18 protein-coding genes and 1 pseudogene are annotated in these 20,999 nt (G+C 66.7%); 9 read left to right on the forward strand and 10 right to left on the reverse strand.

What is annotated here, in order from left to right; all coding sequences use genetic code 11:
• The first annotated feature begins 17 nt into the window (after positions 1-17).
• Both D5S18_RS22885 and D5S18_RS35425 read left to right on the forward strand, forming a co-directional pair.
• Positions 18-2,186 carry an MMPL family transporter gene (locus D5S18_RS22885; protein WP_120043138.1) on the forward strand — a complete coding sequence of 723 codons (2,169 nt, stop codon included), beginning with the start codon at positions 18-20 and terminating at the stop codon, positions 2,184-2,186.
• A 125-nt stretch (positions 2,187-2,311) separates the two neighbouring features.
• Entirely contained in the window at positions 2,312-2,596 is a 285-nt protein-coding gene (locus tag D5S18_RS35425; protein WP_203236882.1) for a hypothetical protein, read from the forward strand.
• Positions 2,597-2,667: 71 nt separating this feature from the next.
• Here the strand turns inward: D5S18_RS35425 and D5S18_RS22895 are convergent, their stop codons facing one another.
• From D5S18_RS22895 to D5S18_RS22930, 7 genes are all read right to left on the reverse strand, one after another.
• Positions 2,668-3,078: a hypothetical protein gene (locus tag D5S18_RS22895; protein WP_120043139.1), complete on the reverse strand. Its 411-nt coding sequence runs from the start codon at positions 3,076-3,078 to the stop codon at positions 2,668-2,670.
• A gap of 36 nt (positions 3,079-3,114) precedes the next feature.
• Positions 3,115-3,633, reverse strand: a complete 519-nt coding sequence (locus D5S18_RS22900) for a DUF3558 domain-containing protein (protein ID WP_158607936.1) — start codon at positions 3,631-3,633, stop codon at positions 3,115-3,117.
• Between the two features lie 227 nt (positions 3,634-3,860).
• Positions 3,861-6,407 (reverse strand): hypothetical protein, encoded by a 2,547-nt coding sequence (locus tag D5S18_RS22905; RefSeq protein WP_158607937.1) that lies wholly within the window; start codon positions 6,405-6,407, stop codon positions 3,861-3,863.
• Between the two features lie 387 nt (positions 6,408-6,794).
• Positions 6,795-8,255 carry a serine hydrolase domain-containing protein gene (locus tag D5S18_RS22915; protein ID WP_158607938.1) on the reverse strand — a complete coding sequence of 487 codons (1,461 nt, stop codon included), beginning with the start codon at positions 8,253-8,255 and terminating at the stop codon, positions 6,795-6,797.
• A gap of 31 nt (positions 8,256-8,286) precedes the next feature.
• Entirely contained in the window at positions 8,287-9,021 is a 735-nt protein-coding gene (locus D5S18_RS22920) for a CPBP family intramembrane glutamic endopeptidase (RefSeq protein WP_239003949.1), read from the reverse strand.
• A 58-nt stretch (positions 9,022-9,079) separates the two neighbouring features.
• Positions 9,080-10,036, reverse strand: a complete 957-nt coding sequence (locus tag D5S18_RS22925; protein WP_120043470.1) for an RluA family pseudouridine synthase — start codon at positions 10,034-10,036, stop codon at positions 9,080-9,082.
• Complete coding sequence (locus tag D5S18_RS22930) at positions 10,026-10,268, reverse strand: hypothetical protein (protein ID WP_147404093.1); 243 nt, start codon at positions 10,266-10,268, stop codon at positions 10,026-10,028. The genes D5S18_RS22925 and D5S18_RS22930 overlap by 11 nt, the downstream gene beginning before the upstream one ends.
• A gap of 134 nt (positions 10,269-10,402) precedes the next feature.
• On the opposite strand from D5S18_RS22930, the pseudogene D5S18_RS35430 reads away from it, so the two are divergent.
• The 3 genes and pseudogenes from D5S18_RS35430 to D5S18_RS22940 form a co-directional block, all read left to right on the forward strand.
• A pseudogene (locus D5S18_RS35430) lies at positions 10,403-10,746 on the forward strand (M81 family metallopeptidase); the annotation flags it as partial.
• Between the two features lie 90 nt (positions 10,747-10,836).
• Positions 10,837-11,055 (forward strand): MlrC C-terminal domain-containing protein, encoded by a 219-nt coding sequence (locus D5S18_RS35435; RefSeq protein ID WP_282434874.1) that lies wholly within the window; start codon positions 10,837-10,839, stop codon positions 11,053-11,055.
• On the forward strand, positions 11,052-12,284 hold the full coding sequence (locus D5S18_RS22940) for a metal-dependent hydrolase family protein (RefSeq protein WP_120043145.1): 1,233 nt from the start codon (positions 11,052-11,054) through the stop codon (positions 12,282-12,284). The genes D5S18_RS35435 and D5S18_RS22940 overlap by 4 nt, the downstream gene beginning before the upstream one ends.
• On the opposite strand, the gene D5S18_RS22945 is transcribed toward D5S18_RS22940, so the two are convergent.
• Both D5S18_RS22945 and D5S18_RS22950 read right to left on the reverse strand, forming a co-directional pair.
• On the reverse strand, positions 12,272-12,979 hold the full coding sequence (locus tag D5S18_RS22945; protein WP_120043146.1) for a siderophore-interacting protein: 708 nt from the start codon (positions 12,977-12,979) through the stop codon (positions 12,272-12,274). The two genes, D5S18_RS22940 and D5S18_RS22945, sit on opposite strands and share 13 nt — an antisense overlap.
• Positions 12,980-13,070: 91 nt before the next feature.
• Entirely contained in the window at positions 13,071-13,532 is a 462-nt protein-coding gene (locus D5S18_RS22950) for an MTB12 C-terminal domain-containing protein (RefSeq protein ID WP_120043147.1), read from the reverse strand.
• 124 nt (positions 13,533-13,656) lie between these two features.
• Here D5S18_RS22950 and D5S18_RS22955 point away from each other — a divergent pair, with 124 nt between their 5' ends.
• The gene (locus tag D5S18_RS22955; protein WP_120043148.1) at positions 13,657-14,937 is read left to right on the forward strand and encodes a SidA/IucD/PvdA family monooxygenase; all 1,281 of its coding nucleotides are present in this window, start codon (positions 13,657-13,659) and stop codon (positions 14,935-14,937) included.
• A 50-nt stretch (positions 14,938-14,987) separates the two neighbouring features.
• On the opposite strand, the gene D5S18_RS22960 is transcribed toward D5S18_RS22955, so the two are convergent.
• Positions 14,988-15,626, reverse strand: coding sequence for a GNAT family N-acetyltransferase (locus D5S18_RS22960; RefSeq protein ID WP_120043149.1), 639 nt, complete (start codon positions 15,624-15,626; stop codon positions 14,988-14,990).
• 148 nt (positions 15,627-15,774) lie between these two features.
• Between D5S18_RS22960 and D5S18_RS22965 the strand changes: the two genes are divergently transcribed.
• Genes D5S18_RS22965 through nbtC form a run of 3 tightly spaced genes read left to right on the forward strand, consistent with a single transcriptional unit; the run spans position 15,775 to position 20,992 of the window.
• Positions 15,775-16,530 carry a thioesterase II family protein gene (locus D5S18_RS22965; RefSeq protein WP_120043150.1) on the forward strand — a complete coding sequence of 252 codons (756 nt, stop codon included), beginning with the start codon at positions 15,775-15,777 and terminating at the stop codon, positions 16,528-16,530.
• Between the two features lie 9 nt (positions 16,531-16,539).
• Complete coding sequence (locus D5S18_RS22970; protein WP_120043151.1) at positions 16,540-17,853, forward strand: beta-ketoacyl [acyl carrier protein] synthase domain-containing protein; 1,314 nt, start codon at positions 16,540-16,542, stop codon at positions 17,851-17,853.
• Positions 17,846-20,992 (forward strand): nocobactin polyketide synthase NbtC, encoded by a 3,147-nt coding sequence (gene nbtC / locus D5S18_RS22975; protein ID WP_120043152.1) that lies wholly within the window; start codon positions 17,846-17,848, stop codon positions 20,990-20,992. Before D5S18_RS22970 ends, nbtC begins: the two co-directional genes overlap by 8 nt.
• Positions 20,993-20,999: the final 7 nt, after the last annotated feature.

Raw genomic sequence — 20,999 nt, forward strand, 5'->3', positions numbered from 1 at the left:
GGAAAGGACCTCCCGACATGTTCGCCCGACTCGGACGCCTCGTCGTGCACCACCCGTGGAAGGTGGTCGCCCTGTGGGTGCTGGTCGCCATCGCCGTACTGACGACCGCCCCGCAACTCCAATCGACCACCGACCAATCCCAGTTTCTGCCCGCGCATTACGAATCCGTGCGGGCGATCGACATGCAGCAGAAGGCATTTCCGGACAGCGCGCCGCCCGCCGCGCTGATCGTGCTGGAGCGGGCCGACGGCGCGCCGATGAGCGAGGCGGACGCGGATTCGGTGGCCGCCGTCGGCGCTCGACTCGGTGATCGAAAGATCACCGATGTCACCGGGATTCAGGTGGCGCCACCCGCCGAGAACCGGCTGGTCCAGCTCATCGCGGTCCAGATGACCAAGATGACGAGCCAAACCGATACGGCTCAGACCGATGCGGTCACGGCACTGCGCTCGGCCCTGCCCGACGCGCTCGGTGACACCGGTCTGAAGGCGGGTATCACCGGTCAGGCGGCGCAATTGCTGGACCAGCAGGAATCCACCTCGAAGGGTTTGGCCATCGTCGGCATCGCGACCGTGCTGCTGATCGTGCTGCTGCTGCTCATCATCTTCCGCAGTCCGGTTCTCGCCTTGCTGCCGATCGTCGTGCTCGGCGGGGTGTCGGTAGTCGTCAACGGACTGATCGCCATGGCCGCCGAGGCATTCGACCTCCAGGTCGACAGTTCGGTGACGACGATTCTCCTGGTCGTGCTCTACGGCGTCGGCACCGACTACATCCTGTTCCTGATGTTCCGCTATCGAGAGCGGCTGCGCGCCGGTGACGACGCGAAGACGGCCATGGTCGAGGCCGTGCGGCGGGTCGGTGAGCCGATCGTCTCGGCGGCGGCCGCGGTGATCATCGCCTTCCTGGCGCTGGTGCTGTCCACGCTCGGGATGTTCCGGGCCATGGGTCCGGCGCTGGCCATCGCGGTCGCGGTGGCGCTGGCCGCCGGTCTGACGCTGGTGCCCGCGATCGTGTCGCTGCTGGGTGCGAAGGTGTTCTGGCCGTCGAAGGCGTGGCGGGTGGAGCCGAAGGGCGCCTTCTTCGGCGCGATCGGCGCGGCCCTTGGACGGCGGCCGCGCACCTTCGCGGCGGTGTCGGGCGGACTGCTGGTGGCATTCGGGATCTTTGCCTTCGGCTTCCATCCGACTTTCGACCTCACCTCCGGATCCACCTCGTCCGCAGCCGAATCCGTGGTCTGGAGCAAAGAACTGGTGAAGGGTATGCCCGCAGGCGCGACCCAGCCCTCCGATGTGCTGCTGCACTCGACCGCCGGGCCGCTGCCCGCCGACCGACTCGGCGCCTTCCGGGACGCGCTGGCCGCGGCGCCCGGTGTCGGACAGGTCGCGCCGCCTCGAGTGTCGACGGACGGGATCAGCGCCGACTTCCAGGTCACGCTGTCCGACGCGCCGGAGTCCGATGCCGCGCTGGCCACGGTGCGCGGTCCGCTGCGCGATGCCGCCCATGCCGCCGCACCACAGGGCGCCACCGCGGCTGTCGGCGGAATGACCGCCGTCTTCGTGGATTTCGAGGATGCGATGGCTCACGACTACTCGGTGGTGTTCCCCGTCGCGGCCGTGCTGATCATGCTGGTGCTCGCCCTGCTGCTGCGCAGCGTCGTCGCGCCCTGGTATCTGATGGCCTCGGTCTTCCTCGGCTTCGGGGCGACGCTCGGCGCGTCGGTGCTCGTCTTCCAGCATCTGCAAGGGCACAGCGGGTTGATTTTCACGCTGCCGGTGTTCATGTACCTGTTCGTGGTCGCGCTCGGCACCGACTACAACATCCTGATGGTCGCCCGGCTCCGCGAGGAGGCGCGGGCGGGCCGGGATCCGAAAGAGGCGGCGGCGCAGGCGGTTCGCCATACCGGGCCGACCATCGCGGCGGCGGGTGTCATCCTGGCGGGCACCTTCGCCTCCATGATGCTGGCGGGCAATGACGTGATCTCCTCCATGGGGTTCGCCATCTCGCTGGGTATCGCCATCGCGGCCTTCGTCATGGCCATGTTCTTCACCCCCGCGGTGACGGCGCTGCTCGGGCATCGAGCGTGGTGGCCGGGACATGGTGATCGGACCGCCCAGCGGGATACGCGGGCTCGATACGCCACTTTCGAGCAGCGGGATCCCACACCCGTCGGGGGTGGGCGGTACTGATGGCGCGGTAGCGATCGGGCGGCGCGGTCGGGAAATCTCCCGGCCGCGCCGCCTTCGCGTCGATCGTCTTCCGATGGTGGAATTCGGGGATTGAGATGTCGCGACGCGGGGAATATGGTTCGAGCGTGGGGATTTTCGTGGTGCTGACTCTGATAGTCGGCGTCTTCTTGTTTGTCGGATATGCGATCAAGCGGGCGGTGGGTGTGCAGGATCGGGCCACCGAACGCCGATGGAGTTCGGGGGAGGGCTATTCCGGTGACTCCGGAGCCGATGCGGTGTCAGGGCTCGTCGACCTGGCCTCCGGCGATCTCGGTGACTCCGGCGGCTCCGGTGATTCGGGAGGTTTCAGCGATTCGGGCGGCTCCAGCGACTCCGGATCCAGTTGCAGCAGTTGCGGTGGTGGGGACTGAGCCCGTTCAGTCTCCCGTCGAACCCGAGCCAATGGTGGTCCCGCTCGGTGAATAATTGCTGGTATCGGTGGCTACGCCGGATTGCCGAGTCTCTCCGATTCGGCTTTGAATCGCGTTGCGAAGTCTTCGTCATGCGCGATGTAGCGGTCACGCATGGCCGCGAACAGTTGGCGAATGCTGTCGACCGTGCGTTTATGCGCGCTCAGTATCGTGTAGAAGTCGTTTCCATCGGGCTGCCCCATCGCTTTCTCTCTGAATCTCCTCGCCATGGTAGGTGCGGAGGTGAGCATCGAATCTGGGTGGTCGCCGAACCCCCACTTTTCAATTTTGGAGATCTCGATCATGTCGTTCTGTACGTCGCGAATCACCTCTTTTACGAACAGTACGCATTCGTGGTCGATCCGAGCGAAATCTTCCGGGCTCATTCTTAGTGTCAGTGCACCGGTTTTAGCTTCGGCTATCAAATCGAAGTGCTGATCCATTCCCATCCTCCATTGCATTCGATCTCCAACCCGTGCTCATGCATTGGCCGGTATAAGGGGGGCGATCTTCTCCAACAATGACCGCGCCAACTCACACGAATCACTGGACGGGGTTTCTGAGTCCGGGGGGTTATCGAGCAGAATTTCCAGGCTCCCTTCCTTCATCTCCGCATCGGCGACGCAAGCTGGATGGTCACCGAATTGCCGCGTCGTCATTGCGTGTCGACTGCCGATCATGAACTCCTGCGGATCGCGAAAGCCCTTCGCGCGCACCCTTTCCAGGGTGATGTTCGTGGTTGTAATGCTCACCGTGTACTCGCGACGGTTTACCCACCCGCAGCCTCGCCACATGATTCCGCCACCGCCATCGGTGTCCTTCCTGCTGGTGGCGATGAATCCTTCGGAATCCATCAAGCTTTTAGGGATGTCTTTGCACGGGTCGAACCCTTTCGGGACATCGGCCGCCAGGGACTGTTGTTTCTGCCCACCCGACGATGAACCATCACTCCCACCACTACACCCCGCGACAGCGACGCTCGCCGCAGCCGCGAACACGATGGCCCGTACCGCCTTAGCCCTACCAGGCATTCGTACCCCTTCACACGCCCCTGTATCGGTACACGGCTGGAGGGAAAGCCCCCATAATGTTGCGCAGACTGTACCGCCGCCCGCGATTGCGGGGCAAGGTACTGACACCCGATGTCATGCGCCGGTAGACATGTGGTGGGAACTATCTTCTTCGGCAACGAGCGGTCGGTTGGCAAGCGTCACCGGATGCGGGTCTACCCGCTGATCGCGTAGGGGCGGCGCACTTTTCGCGCACATTCCAGGATCTGGGCGATGGCCGAGCGCTGCAGGCCCACCTCGGCGGCGATACTTGTCGGGGTCCAGCACTGATCCGCGAGGGTGAGGATTTCGGCCAACTGCTCCACCGGCGTATCCGACAGCCTGCGCGCCACAATCGTGCGCGCCACCGCCCAGATCCCGGCATCATCGCTTTCGGCTTCGATCATTGCCGCATCGGCGGCCAGTTCCTCGGGTGAGATCGATTCGACCGCAGCGCGGATCACCTCGGCGGCGTTCGGCGGTTCGCTGGGTGCGATGGGTGCGGGAGCCGGCTTGGGTGCCTGTGCCGTCGCCGGCTCGGCGGCGGCAGTTCTCCTTGTGCGCCTGCGTTTTTCGGTGCGGGCCGGAGCGTCGGCCGCCAGCAGGTCCAGTTGACCGGAATCGGAATCGGTCCCGGCTCCTATAGCAGGCTCCGAAGGCTCAGCGGCGGACGTCGAACTTCTGGCCGAACGCTTCTTTCGCGCCGTGGCGCGCGAATCCGCCACCGGCTCGGCGGCTTCGGGCGCGACCTCGGAACGCCGCCCGCCGCGATTCGGAGCACCGATCGGGTGATCGGTATTCGGCGCAGGAGTACGGGAGCCGGCGGCGCTCGCCTCGGCGGCTTCGGCTGTCGCGTCGGAACTCTGCTCATCGCGAGGTATGGCCCAGCCTGCGGTAGCCGAGCCAGGGCGATCGCTATTCGACGCGGGTGCCAGGTTGCCGATGCCGGTGGTATGGCCAGCGTCCGGGGTGTCAGGGGTGCCGGGGGTTGAATTGGGCCGGGTGACATCGGGCCGGGGAATTGTTCGGTTCTCGGTGCTGCCCGCCGCATTTTCGCCCGGTGCCGGGCTGGGTCGATTTGTCGTCTTGTCGACGGTATTCGCCTCGAGCGCACCGTCTTTCGCGTTGGATGCGGCGACCGGGCGGGCTGGGGTTTTCCTGTCGACAGCGGCTGCCGATGTGCGTTCTGGAACTGCCGCGGATCCATCGGAGCCGTTGTGTGCCATACGTTCGCTTGCTGTGACCGCGCGCATTCGCTGCGGCAAAGCCGCTGCAGCGTCCCGGTCTGCAAACCGTTCGGCGATCCGCACTACCTGGTTGGCCGCGTCGAACGCGGACTTGGAGGTGGATTCCGCATCGGTTGACCCTGGAGTCTGCGATTCGGACGGGCCGGGAAGGCCCTGGACGGTGGGATGCTCCGGGCGCGGCGCGTCGGGGATATGCGGTTCGGTGCGTTCGAGATGGGCGGCGCGATTCGCTGCTTGGTCTGCCCTCGGCATGTTGGCGGCTGTGAATGCTGAGGCCGGACGATGCGACTTACCCTGATCTGCGGTGTGTTTCGCGGGAAGCGGATCGACCGTGAGTGCCGGGTGTTGGCCGCCGAAGTGCAGGACGGTGCTGTCGTCGGTGGTGGGTGCTGCAGCGTGGCTGTGGTGTGCTCCGGACGCCATCTGTGGTGCGGCGTGGGGTGGTTCGGGGTGGGTGGTGCTTTGGGCGTGGTAGAGGAGGGTTTCGGTGTGGTCTATGCGGGCGGACGGCCAGTGGGTGAAGTTGTGGAGAGGAGTTTCGGGAAGGTATGGGGCGAGTTCGACCTGGGGGATGGGGAATTGGGGGTGGGTTTCGGCGGCGGGGAGTCCGCGCGGGTCGTCAGGGGTTTCGGTGTGGGGAATGGGGGCTCCGCGCTCAGTGGCGATGTGGTGGGGGCGGGGATCGGTGTCGGAAAGGTGATGGCCGACAGGTGATTCGGGAAGGCTCGCCCCGTCGATGAGAAGGGCGTAGCGGGCGGAGACCCAGGCGTGCAACCAGATGACCACCCCGACCATGGTGGGGGCGATGGCGTATTCGGCGGCGCGGCCGAGTTCACCCGCCGCGAGATGTGGTCCGGCGTTGAGGGCGATGGTGGTGCCGAGGAGGGCGGCCTCGAAGAGGACGACCTTGCCTCGGTCGAGTTCGCGGCCCCAGCGGGCCGCGGTGGTGGCCGCGACCATGATGGTGATGATCGGGATGGAGATCATCGCTTCGATGCCGTAGCTGAGCCAGTAGAGCGGGTCGGCCAAATTGCCGCTGGGGACCAGATTGTGCTGGACATTGACTCCGGCCCAGATCATTCCGAGCACCACGACGGCGATGAGTGCCCGCGAGGACCATTCGGCCCGGCGATAGAGTTGGGCCAGGCGGGCGTCCTGGCTGGCGGCGCGGCGGCGGGCGGCGAGGGCGCGGCGGTGCCAGTGGGCGTCGGCCTCGGCGGCGCGCCGGAGACCGATCGCGCTGCGCCTGTCGCGTCGCTCGGTGGCCAGTTCCGCGCGGACGGCGCGCCGCCGCTGACCGCGCCGCTTGGCCCGAACCCACTGCGCGAGTTCGCGTTCGGCGGTGAGTTCGGCCTCCGACAGCACCTCGACCAGCGCCGCTTCATGTTGCAGCGGCAGCTTCCCCTTGGCGAGGGCGACCCGCCGCGCGAGTACGGCGATCTCGTCGGAATCGTCGGGCGCGTGTCGGTCCACCATCGCGTGCCTTCCCTGGAGCAGGTGCCGGGATCGGATCCCACCGCGGTCGGATCCCACTTCAGTTGACTTCCACCGCAGTCGTATTCCACCGCAGTCGAGCTATCGCAGTTGAGGTGTCGCGGTCGACTCCAACCGCAGTCGGTACCAACCGCAGTCGGTACCAACCGCAGTCGACTCCAAACCGGAGCGACTCCAACCGCAGTCGACTCCCAACCGCAGCCGACTCAACCGCAGCCGACTCAACCGGAATCGACTCAACCGGAATCGACTCCAACCGAAGCGGAGCTACCACATGACTCGAACATATGTGTGATCGAAGTGAGGTTAATCCGACGCCCGCCTTTGGTCAATGCGGACAGGCCGTCCGGCGCGGATTGGCGGTAGGTGTCACTCCGCCGATCGGCGCGTCGCCAAGCGAATGCCGCGCGCGATAACGACCGCCAGCCCGGTGATCGTCCCGACGCCGAGCGAAATAACAAGCGCGGGCCACACATACATCACATGGATGAAGTTCCCGGCGCGCCCGGCGAAGACGTATCCCGCCAATTGCGGCAGCAGCGCCAGAATCGCCGCGGGTGCGAGATAGGGGACGAACCGAGCGATAGTGCGCCAGGTGTGCTCACCTTTTCGTCGTTGCGCCCAGCGTCGCGACCGAACAATGGCGAATCCCCCCGCCGCTACGCCGCCGAGGCTCAGCGCCGCAAGCACCCAGTCCGCGTACACCCCGCCCGGATATCGCACGGTGGGTTCGTGACCTTGTGCGAGTGCCACCAATCCGTTGGCCAGGACCGACACATCCCCTTCGACGGCGAGTCCGGTATCGGCGAGAATCGCTATCCCGTAACCGGATTCGGGGAGCAGGATCTGCTCGGCGGTGTAGGTGAACCAGTCGCCAGTGTGGTAGATCCGCACCGCATCGTCGGATTTCCCCTGCCACCAACCCATTCCGTAGTCTTCGCGTTCGGAGGGCTTGTGGGTCAGCTCGATCGAGGTGGGGGAGAGCACGCTCGTGCCATTTTGTGCTGTGCCGCCATTGTTTTGGGCGATGAGCCATTGCGCGATGTCGGCGGCGGTGGTGATCATGCCGTGGCTGCCGCCGACGAACCAGTCCGGCTCCGGTTCCGCGACGGGTAGTCCGAATACTCGAATGTAACCGTGCGCAACATCTTTCGCGTCGGCAGCGGTATTCACCGTATCGGTGTCGCGCATCCCGAGCGGTGTCAGTACCCGTTCACGCAGATACTGCGCATAGGGAATTCCGGAGACGACCTCGATAATGCGTGCTGCCACTTGATAATTCGGATTGTGATAGTGGAATCGGGTGCCGGGATCGTCGGCAAGGCGGGCCTCGCCGAGCCGTTCGACGGCGCCGGTGAGATCGTGTGCCTGCGGCATGCGCAGGTCGGGGTAGGCGGTGTCGGCCATACCGGAGGTCTGATTCAGCAGTTGACGTACGGTAATGCGCTCGCCGCGCGAATCGGCGGTGTGGAATTCGGGCAGGTAGCGCCGCACCGGGGCGTCCAACTCCACCCGTCCGGCCTCGACGAGTTGCAGGAGGCCGAGTGCGGTGAAGGATTTGCTCAGCGAGGCGATGGGCATCCGGGTGTGCGCGGTGAGGGCGGCTCCGCTGGAGTCGTGCCCGTATCCGGCGGTGTGCACCACTTCGCGTCCCTTGGTGATGGCGACGGTGACGCCGGGAAGTCCGGTGTGCGCGCGGTAGTCCTCGATGAATCGGTCCACCGCTGCCGGATCGAGGCCGCGCGGGTCGGTTCCGGCCGCGGCGACGCCCGGCACGGTCAGCCCGAGCAGTGACAATACGACCAGGCAGGCCCTGATTCCCACACGCACCCGACCCAGTGTTCCCGATGATCGCGCGGGGTCAGGAAAATGTGGTGTGCCACACGATGGCCGCCGCCAGTGCCCCGGCCCCGTTCACGGACCAGTGCAGCGCGATGGGCGCGAGCAGGCTCCCGCTGCGCCTGCGCAACCAGGTGAAGACCGCGCCTGCGAGCGCGGTGGCCGCCACGGCCAGCGCGATACCGGCGACCTGTCCGAGCACTCCGCCGCCGAGGAATCCGCTGAGTCCGCGATTGGAGCTGGTCAGCCCGAGCGATGACGCGATATGCCAGAGCCCGAACAGCAGCGATCCGGCCGCGAAGACGCCGCGCGCCCCGTATACCCGGTCGAGGGTGCCGTGCAGGACGCCGCGGAAGGCCAGTTCCTCCGGGATGGCGGTCTGCAAGGGGATGACGATCATCGAGGCGATGAGCGCGCCGGAGATGGTGGCATAGCGATCGGCCAGGAAGAATGGGCGGGTGAGCGGGAGTGCCGCGCCGATGGCCACGACCGCGAGGACGACTCCCACGGCCGCCAGCGCGTAGAGCGTGCCGCGCCGCCAGTGTCGGGGTGAGAGTCCGAGTTCGGCCCAGCCGAGTCCGCGCCTGCGCACCAGCGCCAGCAGCACCGCGGCCGCCACCGGCACGGTGACGATACCGGCCCACGGGGTGGTGAAGTGGGCGATCAGATTGGTGCCCGCCAGCACGACGACGACCACCGCGACATCGATATAGGCGTGCACCCGGTGGCGCGGAGCGGGCTGGGCGTTGTCGAGCACCCGGCCCAGTGTACGGACGGTGGTGGCGGGATTCGGTGGCGTGCGTGAGCCGGGAGGTCTATCCCGAGTCGGAGGAAGATTCGGTCCCGTTGACCCAACCTTCGTAGTCGGACCACGCCCGCAAGGTGCGGGTGGTTTCGAAACGACGCGGTTCGTGCGTCACCGGATCGGTGAATTCGAGTGTGGTGGCGAGTAGTTGGAGTGGCCGGGTGTAGTCGTCGACCGGTTTGTCGGTCAGCTCCGGATAGAAGTCGTCGCCGAGGATCGGGATGCCGAGGCTGTTCATATGCAGTCGGAGTTGGTGGGTGCGTCCGGTGTGCGGTCGTAGTCGGTAGCGTCCGCGTCCGTCGCGGTGTTCGAGCAGGTCGACCTCGGTTTCGGCATTGGGTTCGCCGGGCACCTCCTGTGCGGCGAGCACATGCTTCTCCTTGATGATCCGGCTGCGCAGGGTGCGTGGTAGTCCCAGCGCGGGATCGAATGGGGCGATGGCCTGGTATTCCTTGTGCACGCGGCGGCGCTGGAACATGGTCTGATAGGCCCCGCGTCGCGCGGGATCGATTACGAACAGCAGCAGCCCTGCGGTGGCCCGATCCAGTCGGTGGGCGGGGATCAGGTCGGGTAGGTCGAGGTCGCGGCGCAACCGCACCAGCGCCGTCTCCAGGATGTGCGCTCCGCGCGGGATGGTCGCCAGGAAGTGGGGTTTGTCCACCACGAGCAGGGTTTCGTCGCGGTGGACGACGACGAGGTCGAAGGGCACCGGCTTTTCCTGCGGCAGGTCGCGATGGAACCAGACCGCCCCGCCGGGCACATACGGCGCGTCGGGTGCGATGGGTCCGTCCAGATCGACGATGCCGCCGCCCGCCAGCAGTTCATCGATGCGACCCGGCGCCACGCGCGGCAGCCGCTGCACCAGGTGGTCGCGAATGGTGGACCAGGTCCCGTCCTCCGGTAGCCGGAGTCGGGCCGGATCCAATCCGTGCCGCTTCGGCAGCGGCGGCTTCTGCCTACGTCTCATCGCCATCGACCTTAGATCCTGTCGGAACGGCCCACGGATCAGGAGGGACGATGCCGACGGAGCGACCCTCCGCGTCGACCAATCGGCCGTAGATTTTCACCTGGCGCAGCACCAAGCGCCGCTCGGTCACCGTGACCGTCGGGAAGTTCGCGGCGATTCGGATCAGCACCTCCTCCAGATGTTCGAAGGAGTGCAGGTTGACAATGAGCACCAGATTCGCCGAACCCGCCACCGCCGCGCACATCAGTGGGCCGAGGGGTGTGCGGAGGCGCTCGGCCTGCGCCGTTGAGCACGCCGAGTCGCCACACCATTCCGCCGAACAAGTGGGTGCGGGTGCCGGATCTGCACGCGAATATCACCGAACGCATGCTCGCCGCGGTGGGTCTGCGCACCTATCCGCATGTCGATATGGCCGAGATCGGTGCGAAGGCAGCGGATCTGCTGCTGCGGGTCGTCGCGGGCGAACGACTGCATGTGCGCTACAAGCGGATTCCCTTTCTCATTCCGATCAACAGCGGCTGCACCACATCGAACCCGCCGGGCTGGTGTATCGGGAACTCGGCGAATTGGAACGCGGGGGAGTGTGTCTGTCTTTCGCGGCGGGCTTCCCCGCGACCGATTTTCCCGAATGCGGCCCGGTGGTCTGGGGTTTCGGCGAGGATGCGGCTGTGGTCGAAGAGGCGGTGGCCGCGCTGCACGCGAATATCGTTCGACGCGAGCCGGATTGGCGGATCGAGGTGCTCGCACCCGATACGGCGGTAGCCGCGGCCGGTGCATTGGCTTCGGGCGTGACGCTTCCGGTGGTCATCGCCGATACCCAGGACAACCCCGGTGCGGGCGGTGATGCCCGAACCACCGGGATGCTTCGCGCGCTGCTGGCGGCGGGGGAGTCGGGGGCGCTGGCCGCCATCTGGGACCCGGTGGCGGCCGATCCCGCCGACCTGCCGTGGCGGCGGCTACCGCCACATATTCGCACCAGCCCGAATGCCACCGTTGTCGAATTGGAGGAGTTGTCGTGACCGATGAACAAACCAGCACTCTGATCACCAATGCCAGGGTGCTCGACGTGCCGCGCGGCGAATACCTCGATGGTGCGCGCATTCTCGTGGTCGGCGACACGATCGCCGAGGTGGGACCCGAGGTGCGGGCGCTGTCGGAGAGCGCGATCCTCGACGTCGAGGGTCGCACCGTACTGCCCGGCCTCATCGACGGCCATGTGCATGCCACCGCCTGCACCGCTGATCTACCCGCGCAGGCGCAATGGTCACCGACCTATGTCGCCGCGCGCTCCGCGCGGATCCTGCGCGAGATGCTGGGGCGCGGCTTCACCACAGTGCGCGATATGGCCGGCGCGGAATACGGATTGGCCGATGCCGTCGACGAGGGGTACTTCCCCGGTCCGCGAGTGTTGTTCGGCGGCAAGGCTCTTTCGCAGACCGGCGGGCACGGTGATATGCGCCATCGCGGCCAACTCGTCGCCGATACCCATCCGCACTGTCCCGACGCCGGAGTAGTGGTCGACGGCGTGGACCAGATGCGCCGCGCCTGTCGCGAAATCCTGCGCACCGGAGCGCATCACCTCAAACTCATGCTGTCCGGCGGGGTCGCCTCGCCGACCGACCGCGTGGATTCCACCCAGTTGTCACTGGACGAGATCCGAGCGGCGGTCGAGGAGGCGGAGGCCGCCAACCGATACGTCGCCGGACACGCCTACACCGCCCGCGCCATCAACCGCGGGCTCGAATGCGGTGTGCGCACCATCGAACACGGCAACCTGCTCGACGAGACGAGTATCGAATTGTTCAAGCGGCACAGCGCTTTCTATGTGCCGACCCTGGTGACCTATCGCATGCTGGCCGACGAGGGTCTGGCCTACGATCTGCCCGCCGACAACCATCGCAAGGTCGCCGATGTGCTCGATCACGGACTGCGCGCGCTGGAACTGGCGCATCGCGCGGGCGTCGATATCGTCCTCGGCACCGATCTACTCGGCGGTATGCACCGGCATCAGGCCCTGGAGTTCGCCATTCGCGCCGAAGTGCAGCCTGCCATCGATATCATCCGCTCCGCCACCACGGTGGCGGCGCGAATGGTGGAGTTGGAGGGCCGGATCGGCGTGGTCGCGCCCGGCGCGTACGCGGATCTTCTTGTCGTGGACGGTGATCCGCTCGCGGACGTCACCGTGCTGGCCCATCCCGAAAGGTACCTGAAGATGGTGTTGAAGGCAGGTGTGCGCTACTTCCAGTAGGCCTGGGACTTGATGGCCGTCTTCGGTAGTGCGTGCTTGCCCCTGCAGGTCTTCACGATCGAGCGGGTGGTCTGCCCACAGCAGGCGATCCAGGCGAAAGCGTCTGTGGCGCAGGTGATCCGCTCGGCCTGCTCGCGCATGAGGCGGCCGTCGTCGACGCGCTCGAGCCAGGTGAGTTCGTGGTGCGGCTTATTGCGCACGGGCAGTTCGGCATCCGATTCGTGCTGCCATTCCAGCCAGACGCGGGCCGGGGTGTCGCCGATCGCGTCCAGCAGCGAGTTGATCGCGGGCAGCGAGGCGGTATCGCCGAAGATGAGGTATTCGCTCGGCGTGGTCTCGGGCAGTCGGAAATCCGAGCCGAGAACCGAGACGCCGAGTTCGTCGCCGACCGCGGCCTGCTTGGCCCAGCGCGAGGTGGGGCCGTTGTGCATGACGAATTCGATGGAGAACTTGTCGCCCGCCGGATCCGGATCGACCAGGGTGTAGGCGCGGTGATGCAGTTTCTCGCTCTGGAGATCGGGAATCCAGCAGCGCACCCACTGCGTGGGGTGCACCGGATGTTTGGTCAGTAGCCCGCCCGCGCTGAAGCCGAGCCGAATGTAGTGATCGGAGATCTGCTCCGTCGAAGTGACGGTGAGCAGATAGTCTTCGCCGCCCCAGGCCTTTACGAGCACTCCGCTGAATCCCTTACCCATGCGAGTAAGGTTAGCCTAAATTTACCTGCGAGCCATGTGGTCTGCGTCACCGATGGTGGCCTCCGCTGCGGGGGCCACCATCCCGGGGTTCCTATGGGCAGGGTGCGCCGACGAAACCGGCCAGCGTGCAGACGGATTCGCGGCTCAGCTTCCAGGTGCCGTCGATGCGCTTCCACGACATGTCGAAGGTCCACGGGTCGTAACCGTCGGTGGCGGTGTAGAGGGTGGCATTGAGTCGGTCGCCGTCCGCGGTGACCGGTCCGGTGATATCCCAGCGCCAGCTCGACGGGGCGATGGCGATGAGCGCGGCGGCCCGGTCGAAGGCGGGCAGACCCGCCTCGCCGGGTTCGAGCTCATTGGCCCGATCCGCGCGCGCGGCACCGGCATTGAAGGCCACGGCCATCTTCGCCCGTAGTTCGCCGGTACCCGGAGCGTTGGTGTGCGCGGGTGCGGTGATCGGCGTGGCGCTCGCCAAGGCCGCGCCGCCGGCGACTCCGGCCACGGTCGCGAGCGCGACGGCCAATGCGCCCAGGGTCTTTCGTGTTCTCGTCATGGTCTATCCCATCGTTTGCCGAAGGTGTGCTGCACTTACTGTAGACAATGTAAGGTAAGCCTATGCAAACATAGTGGGGTGGATCGGTCCACGGGAGAGTGGACGCACGAGGCTGGGAGATTCGGTGGAAACACTTGCGGTGGTCGGCGCAGGCCCCAAAGCGCTTGCGGTAGCGGCGAAGGCGCATGTGCTGCGTGAGGTCGGGCTGCCCGCGCCACGGGTGGTGGTGGTCGAGGCGCACACCGTCGGCGGCAACTGGCTGCCCAGCGGCGGCTGGACCGACGGACAGCATCGACTCGGCACCAGCCCGGAGAAGGATATCGGCTTCCCCTATCGGTCCACCTGGGCGCGTGGCCACAGTAAGGCCATCAATGAGTCGATGACCGCCTATGGTTGGACAGCCTTCCTGATCGAGCGCGGCACCTACGCCGAGTGGATCGACCGCGGCCGCCCGAGTCCACAACATCATGTGTGGGCCAAGTATCTCCAGTGGGTGGCGCACCGAATCGAACTCGAGATCGTCTTCGGCACAGTAACTTCCGTCGCCGCGGGCGATGGCTGGCGGCTCACCGCGCGCGGCGCGGACGGCGCGGAGCACGGTGTCGCGGCCGACGGGCTGATGTTCACCGGTCCGGGCCGCAGCACCAAGGCATTGGCCAAACATCCACGGGTGCTGAGCATTTCGGAATTCTGGGAGCTGGCGGGCAAGCGCGACCTGCCGGTCGCCTCGCGGGTCGCGGTGATCGGCGGCGGCGAGACGGCCGGGTCGGCGTTGGATGAGCTGGTGCGCCACGAGATGCTGTCCATCTCGGTCATCTCACCGATGGCAACTCTCTACACCCGAGGCGAAAGCTACTTCGAGAACTCGCTTTTCAGTGATCCGGTCAAGTGGGCGGCGCTCAGCGTCGAGGAGCGGCGCGATGTCATCCGGCGCACCGATCGCGGGGTGTTCTCGGTGCGAGTGCAGGAGAGTCTGCTCGGCGACAATCGGGTGCACCATATGCAGGGTCGGGTCGTGCGGGTGGCGGAGCAGGACGGCGCGGTCGCGCTGACGCTGCGCAATGAGCTGCGGCCGGATCAGGTGCACGCCTTCGATCTGGTGATCGATGCCACGGGTGGTCGACCGCTGTGGTTCCTCGAACTGTTCGACACCGATGCGGCGGATCAGCTGGAGTTGGCCGTCGGCGGCCAGCTGACCCAGCCCCGGATCGAGGCGTCGATCGGATACGACCTCGCGGTCTCGGGGATGGACGCCAAGCTCTATCTGCCCAACCTGGCGGCACTGGCGCAGGGGCCGGGATTCCCGAATCTCAGCTGCCTGGGCGAACTCTCGGATCGGGTGTTGCGGCCGGAACAGGCCCGCCCGCGGGCCGAAGCGCGGCGCGCGGGGGTCCGGGTGCGGTAACCGGTAGGGCCGGTGCGAATCACGCACCGGCCCGGTTTTATTCAAGGGGATCAAGCGCGATTCAGTTCGCACAGCGCGATTCTGCGGTCCGGTCGCACATCGAACAGACCCAGTTCGCGATAGCCGTTCTTGGCCAGCGCCCGGCGCATGGGTGCGTTGCGATGGTCCGGATCGCAGATGATGCGCCGACATTCGGGTTCGGCCGCGAAGACGGCGGTCGCCAATTGGCCGATCCAGCCGGATACGAGTCCGCGACCGAGCAGCGCGGGATCGGCGGTGGCGATATGGAATCCCATATCGTACGGGTCCGCCGCGTACAGGCGGCCGACCTCGTCCTTGCCGGGCCGATACAGCTCGACATAGGCGATATCGCGGCGGCCGAGTTCCGGTTGTCCGACGGCGGCGAAATCGAGCACGAGAATATAAGGGCGGGAATAGGTTCCGGCGAGCTGCGCGCGCCAGTCCAGGCGGCGGCGCTCGGCCGTCCACGCCTGCTCCCAGGTTTGCAGCAGGTGGGGGCGGCGCATCCACTCCGCCAGCAGATCCGGATCCGCGCCTTCGGGATCGGCCGCGCGCAGGGTGAACGGCGCGTCGAAGCGGGGCGATGTCGGTGCCGGACCGCGTCGAATCGCCGCCGGAGCGTCGATCAGTTCGCGGGCGAGGACATACGGCGTCGCGGTCTCTGACATCGGCGTGTGACTCCGTTCGTATCTTATGCCTTGGCTTACCTTAGTAAGGTAACCCTATGCTAACGTCGCTCAGGTTAGCGTGCTCGTCCCGCTCGATCCAGACGCGGAACCGGCCAACTCAGCAAGATCGTGAGCAGGAGTTCGTGCAATGCCGAAAACCCTTGGCTGGATTCGCAGATTCCATCAGCCGAATGCCGGGGCCGCGCCGACTCTGCTGATTTTCCCGCACGCGGGCAGCGGTGCATCGGCCTATCGAAACTTCTCCAAGGCGCTCAGCGCGAATTTCGAGGTGCTCGTCCTGCAGTATCCGGGCAGGCAGGATCGGGCCGCAGAGCCTGCCGCGCGCGAACTGGCCGAATTGGCGGCCGGCGCGCTGAATGCCTTTCTCGAATCGGAATACCATCGGGGCGGGCCGATTACGGTCTTCGGTCACAGCATGGGCGCGATGACCGGATTCGAATTCGTGCGTCAGGCCGAGGCTTCGGGCCTGGCGGTGCGACTGCTGGCCGCCTCAGGTGCGGTCGCGCCGCACCTGGTGGCGCGGATGCCCGCGCACCCCACCGAGGACGAGGCCCTGCTCGACCACCTCGGCGCCCTCAATGGCACCGGTGCGGAGGTGCTGGCCAACCGGGAGATCATGCGGATGACGCTGCCCGCGCTCAAGGCCGACTACGCCGCGTTCGACGCCTACCGTTGCGGCCGGGACGTGCGCGTCGCCGCGCGCATGCGCATCATGGGCGGTGCGGACGATGAGCATGTCACCGCGCACCACCTTCGGGAATGGTCCGCGCACAGCGAACAGGAAATCGCCGTCACCCTTTTCGACGGCGGACATTTCTACCTCAACGATCATGTCGCTGGGATCGCGGAACTGCTTGCCGACGACGTTCATTCGGCTCGATAGGCACCTGCGATGACACAGCACAATTCAGGGGACGAGGACCACATCGTGATCGCAGGTATGGCGGTCGAGGCGCCAGGGGGTATCGAAGAACTCGATCAATTCTTCTCGGCGCTGGACGCGGGTCGGGAATTGCTCGGACCCTTTCCTCGGGATCGGGAATGGCCGCTCGCGCAACTGTTTTCGCTGCACCGGACCGAGGGTTGGGGGCGGGTGCCCGATTCCGGTGGATTTCTCACCGACGCAACGGAATTCGATCCGCAATTCTTCGGCATCACACCGCGCGAGGCCATCGCGATGGATCCGCAGCAGCGGGTCGCGCTGCGGGTGGCCTGGCGAGCCATCGAACACGCGGGTCTCAACCCCGGCGCGCTCGAGGGCGCCGAGGTCGGCTGCTTCATGGGGGTCTCGTTCAGCGAGTACGGGCCGCGCGCGGCGGAGGTCAACGAATACAGCGGATATCGCGTGGTCGGCACCGCGTTGGGTGCGGTCGCCGGGCGCATCTCGCACGCGCTGGGGCTGATCGGTCCGTCGGTGAGCGTGGACACCGCGTGCGCCTCCGCACTGACGGCGCTGCACCAAGCGGCGGCGGCGGTCCGCGCCGAGGAGTGCGAATGGGCGCTCGCGGGCGGGGTGTGCGTAATGGGTTCGCCCGCCGCCTTTTTCGAATTCGCCAAGAACAACGCGCTGGCGGTCGACGGACATCTGCGCGCCTACTCCGCCGCCGCGACCGGAACCGTCTGGGGCGAGGGCGCGGGTGTCGTCGTGGTGGAACGCGAATCCCGCGCCCGCGCCTTGGGGCACCGGATCTACGGGCGGGTCCTCGCCACCGGAATCAATCACAATGGCAAGGGCGCGCCCATCGCCGTGCCCAGCGCGCGAGCGCAGGAAACCCTGGTGCGCAAGACGATCGCGGCGGCAGGCATTCCGGCCGAATGGGTCGATCTGATCGAGGGACACGGCACGGGGACGCCCGTCGGCGATCCGCTGGAGTTGGCGGCGCTGTCGGCCACCTACGGGACCTCCGAGACCCGATTGGGTTCGGTCAAAACCAATCTCGGCCACGCCCAGGCGGCGGCGGGCATGCTCGGACTGATCAAACTGCTGCTGTGCGGGGCGCACGGGCGGATCGCGCCGACCCTGCACGCGGACGAGCCGACGGCCGCTCTCGACTGGACCCGAACCCAACTGCGCCTCGCCACCGAAGCCACACCGTGGGCGGCTCGCGACGGGATGCGCTACGGAGCCGTCTCCTCGTTCGGCGTCGCGGGCACCAACGCGCACGCCGTCCTGGCCATGCCCGCGCAGGAGGAAGCCGATGTCTGAGCACCGCATGCCCGACGGGACCATCCCCGTCCTGGTGTCCTCCGATACCGCGCCCGGACTGCGCGCGGAGGCCACCGCGCTGCTCTCCTACCTCGACCGATATCCGGACACCGCGCCGGATCGGGTGGCGGACATGCTCTTTCGCACCAGGGTCGCCCGCAGACGGCGGGCACTGGCGATGGTGCGCACCGGCGCCGAACTGCGCGCGGCGCTGAAAGCCATCGCCGAGGACGATATCCATCCGGCGGTGGTGGTCGGGACGGCCGCGCCGCGCCGGACCGGATTCGTCTTCCCCGGACAGGGCAGTCAGCGGCCGGGCATGGGTCGGCTGTATTACGAACTGTCCGTGGACTATCAGGTCGAGGTGGACGCCTGCACCGCCATCCACGTCGACCGCTTCGGACATGCCAAACCGCTGCACTACCTACTGGGCGATGAAGGCGAATACGAGGACGCGGTCTGGGAAGTGCAGCCTGCCTTGATGTTCCACATGGCCGGACTCGCCGCCATGTGGCAGGCGTTCGGCGTGCGCCCGCGCGCCACCGTCGGCCACAGTCAGGGCGAACTCGCCGCCGCGGCGGTTTCCGCGGTGATGACCCGCCGCGATGCTGTGCTGGCGGTGACCCATCGGGCGCGGTTGGTCGAGCGGATCGCGCCGCGCGGCTACTCGATGGCCGTGCTCGGCACCGATCGCGACGAATGCGAACAACTGCTCGCCCGACATTCGGGATGGGCCGAACTCTCGGTCATCAATGCCCCGCATATCCTGGCCGTCTCCGGTGACCGCGCGACGATCATCGATCTGGTCGCCCAAGCCACCGCACGCGGCACCTTCGCCAAGGAGATCCGCGTCGCCTACCCGGCGCACACCTCCATCGTGGCCGAACTGCGCGAGGACTTCGAGCGGATGCTCGGCGACGAGATGAGTTCGCAGACTTTCACCGCCGGCGAGATCCCCTGCTACGGCGCGACTCTCGGCGCGGCCATCACCACCGATTTGAGCCACCGCGCGTATTGGTACTGGAATCTGCGCAACCGGGTCCGCTTCGACCGGGCGATAGTCGCGGCCACCGCCGACGTGGATACCTTCATCGAGGTCGCCGAACATCCCACCCTGCAACTCGCGGTGCAGGAGAACCTCACCATGGTTCCCGAAGATCCTGCGGGTCCGCGCGATTTCCAAGTCCTCGGCACCTCCCGCCGGACCGCCACCGACCTCACCGAATTCACCCGCAGCCTGGCCGCTGTCGCGACCACCGACCAGCACTATCCATGGGATGCGCTGTGCACCGGCGATACTCGTTCGACACCGCCGCTGCCGAATTTCCCGCATACCCGGATGAATCCGAAGCGGCTCTGGGCGGGACCCACGAGTTCACCGATCGCCCCGGAACCGGCTCGCCTTGCTCCAGCCCGGTTGGTCGAGACTTGGCCGCGTCTGGCTCGTCGGACCATGACCGCTCCGCGCACCGTCGCGGTGGTCGACCGCGACGGGCGCTGTGCGGAGATGAGTGCGGCCCTGATCGATCGCGCCTCGCGTTTCGGTGCATCGGTTTCCCTGTGGGACAACGGATCTGTCGCCACCGGAGCCGGCTTTCCGGCGGATACCGTGGTGGTGCTGCTGCCTGCGAGCAGTGCCGGGGACGATATCGACGTCGTGGGCGAATTCGCCGACTTCGCTTCGAATATGTCCTGGCTCGCGGCGCTACAGCCCGGCATCACCGAGTGCTGGCTTGTCACCTTGGGGGCGGAAGCAGTGCTGGACAACGAAGTTCCCGCATCCTCGGCGGCTGCGGCGGCCGCCGCCTTCCGATGTGTCGCCTTGGAACACCTGGGCATCAGGTTCCGTCATCTTGATCTGTCCAATACTGGAGCAGCGAGATCCGCTGCCGACCGTGTATTGGAAGCCGTGCACCTGCCCGATGAGCCGGAGCTCGCGGTGCGGGACGGCAAGCTGCATGTGAAGCGGTTGGCAGTCGTGGGTGCGTCGGCTGCGGACACCCCGAGCGTCGACGCGACCGAGGTGCTGCTGCTCGGCGGGACCGGTCAGGTAGGGCTGGAGTTCTGCACGGAGTTGGCGCACGGTGGCGCACGGCGGATCACGCTGGTGAATCGTCGCGGTGAGACACCGGAACTCGCCGCTCGATTGCGCACTCTTCGCGCGCTGGGCACGGCCGAGATCGAGGTGATCGCTTGCGATATCGCCGATGCGGGCGCGGTCGCCGACCTGTCGGCGCGCTACGCGGGCCGGCCGGTCACGCTGCTGGTGCACGCGGCTGTCGACTACACCTATTCGGCGGCAACGGATTCGGATGCGGCGGCGATCGCGGCCTCGGTCGGCGCGAAGGTGCTCGGACTGGGGCGGGTGCTCGATGCCGTGCCGATGACCGACACGGCGCGGGTGCTGCTGTGTTCGTCGTTCGCCGCGACCCTCGGTGGTTGGGGGCAGGGCCTGTATGCCGGGGCGAATCGCATGCTGGACGCGGTGGCGGCTCGGTTGCGCGCGGCTGGTCGCGACTGTGCTTCGGTGCAATGGGGTCTTTGGGAACTGCCTGCCCAAGCGGATGCGGCCGTGATCGCCCGTATCGAGGGCTCCGGGCTGCTACCGATGGATCCCGGAACCGCCGTCGCCACCGGTCTCGCCAGTGGCTCGACGAACAGCCTTGTGCTGTCCGCGGATTGGGCGCGACTGCATTCGGTCGCCGAAACAGTCGGTTTGGGAGCGGTTTTCGCGCAGACGCTCGAGAACCTCGGCGCGGACACCGCATCCGGTTCGGTCGGCGGTGGCGCACCGATTGGTCGCCGCATGGGCGTCGCGCCGGTTGAGCGTGCTGAGCCCGACGCAATGGCCGCATCGACATCCGGCAGTTCCCGGAAACCAGGCGATTCCACCTCCGCGCGGGCCGAACTGAGTCTGCCCGAACGAATTCGCCGGGAATTGCACCGAGTCATTTTGGCCGATGGCGCGGAGTCCATCGATGGGTCGGTGCCACTGGTATCGCTCGGGATGGATTCGTTGCAGGCGCTGGATCTGAGTAAGCGACTCGAGGCCGAATTGGATCGGGAACTGCCGGTGGCGGCGATTCTGGGCGGGGCGTCGCTCGATGACGTGGTCGTGCTGATGTCGGGAACGAAGTGAGGGAGTC

This window comes from Nocardia panacis (assembly GCF_003598715.1).
In the GTDB taxonomy this organism is placed as follows: domain Bacteria; phylum Actinomycetota; class Actinomycetes; order Mycobacteriales; family Mycobacteriaceae; genus Nocardia; species Nocardia panacis.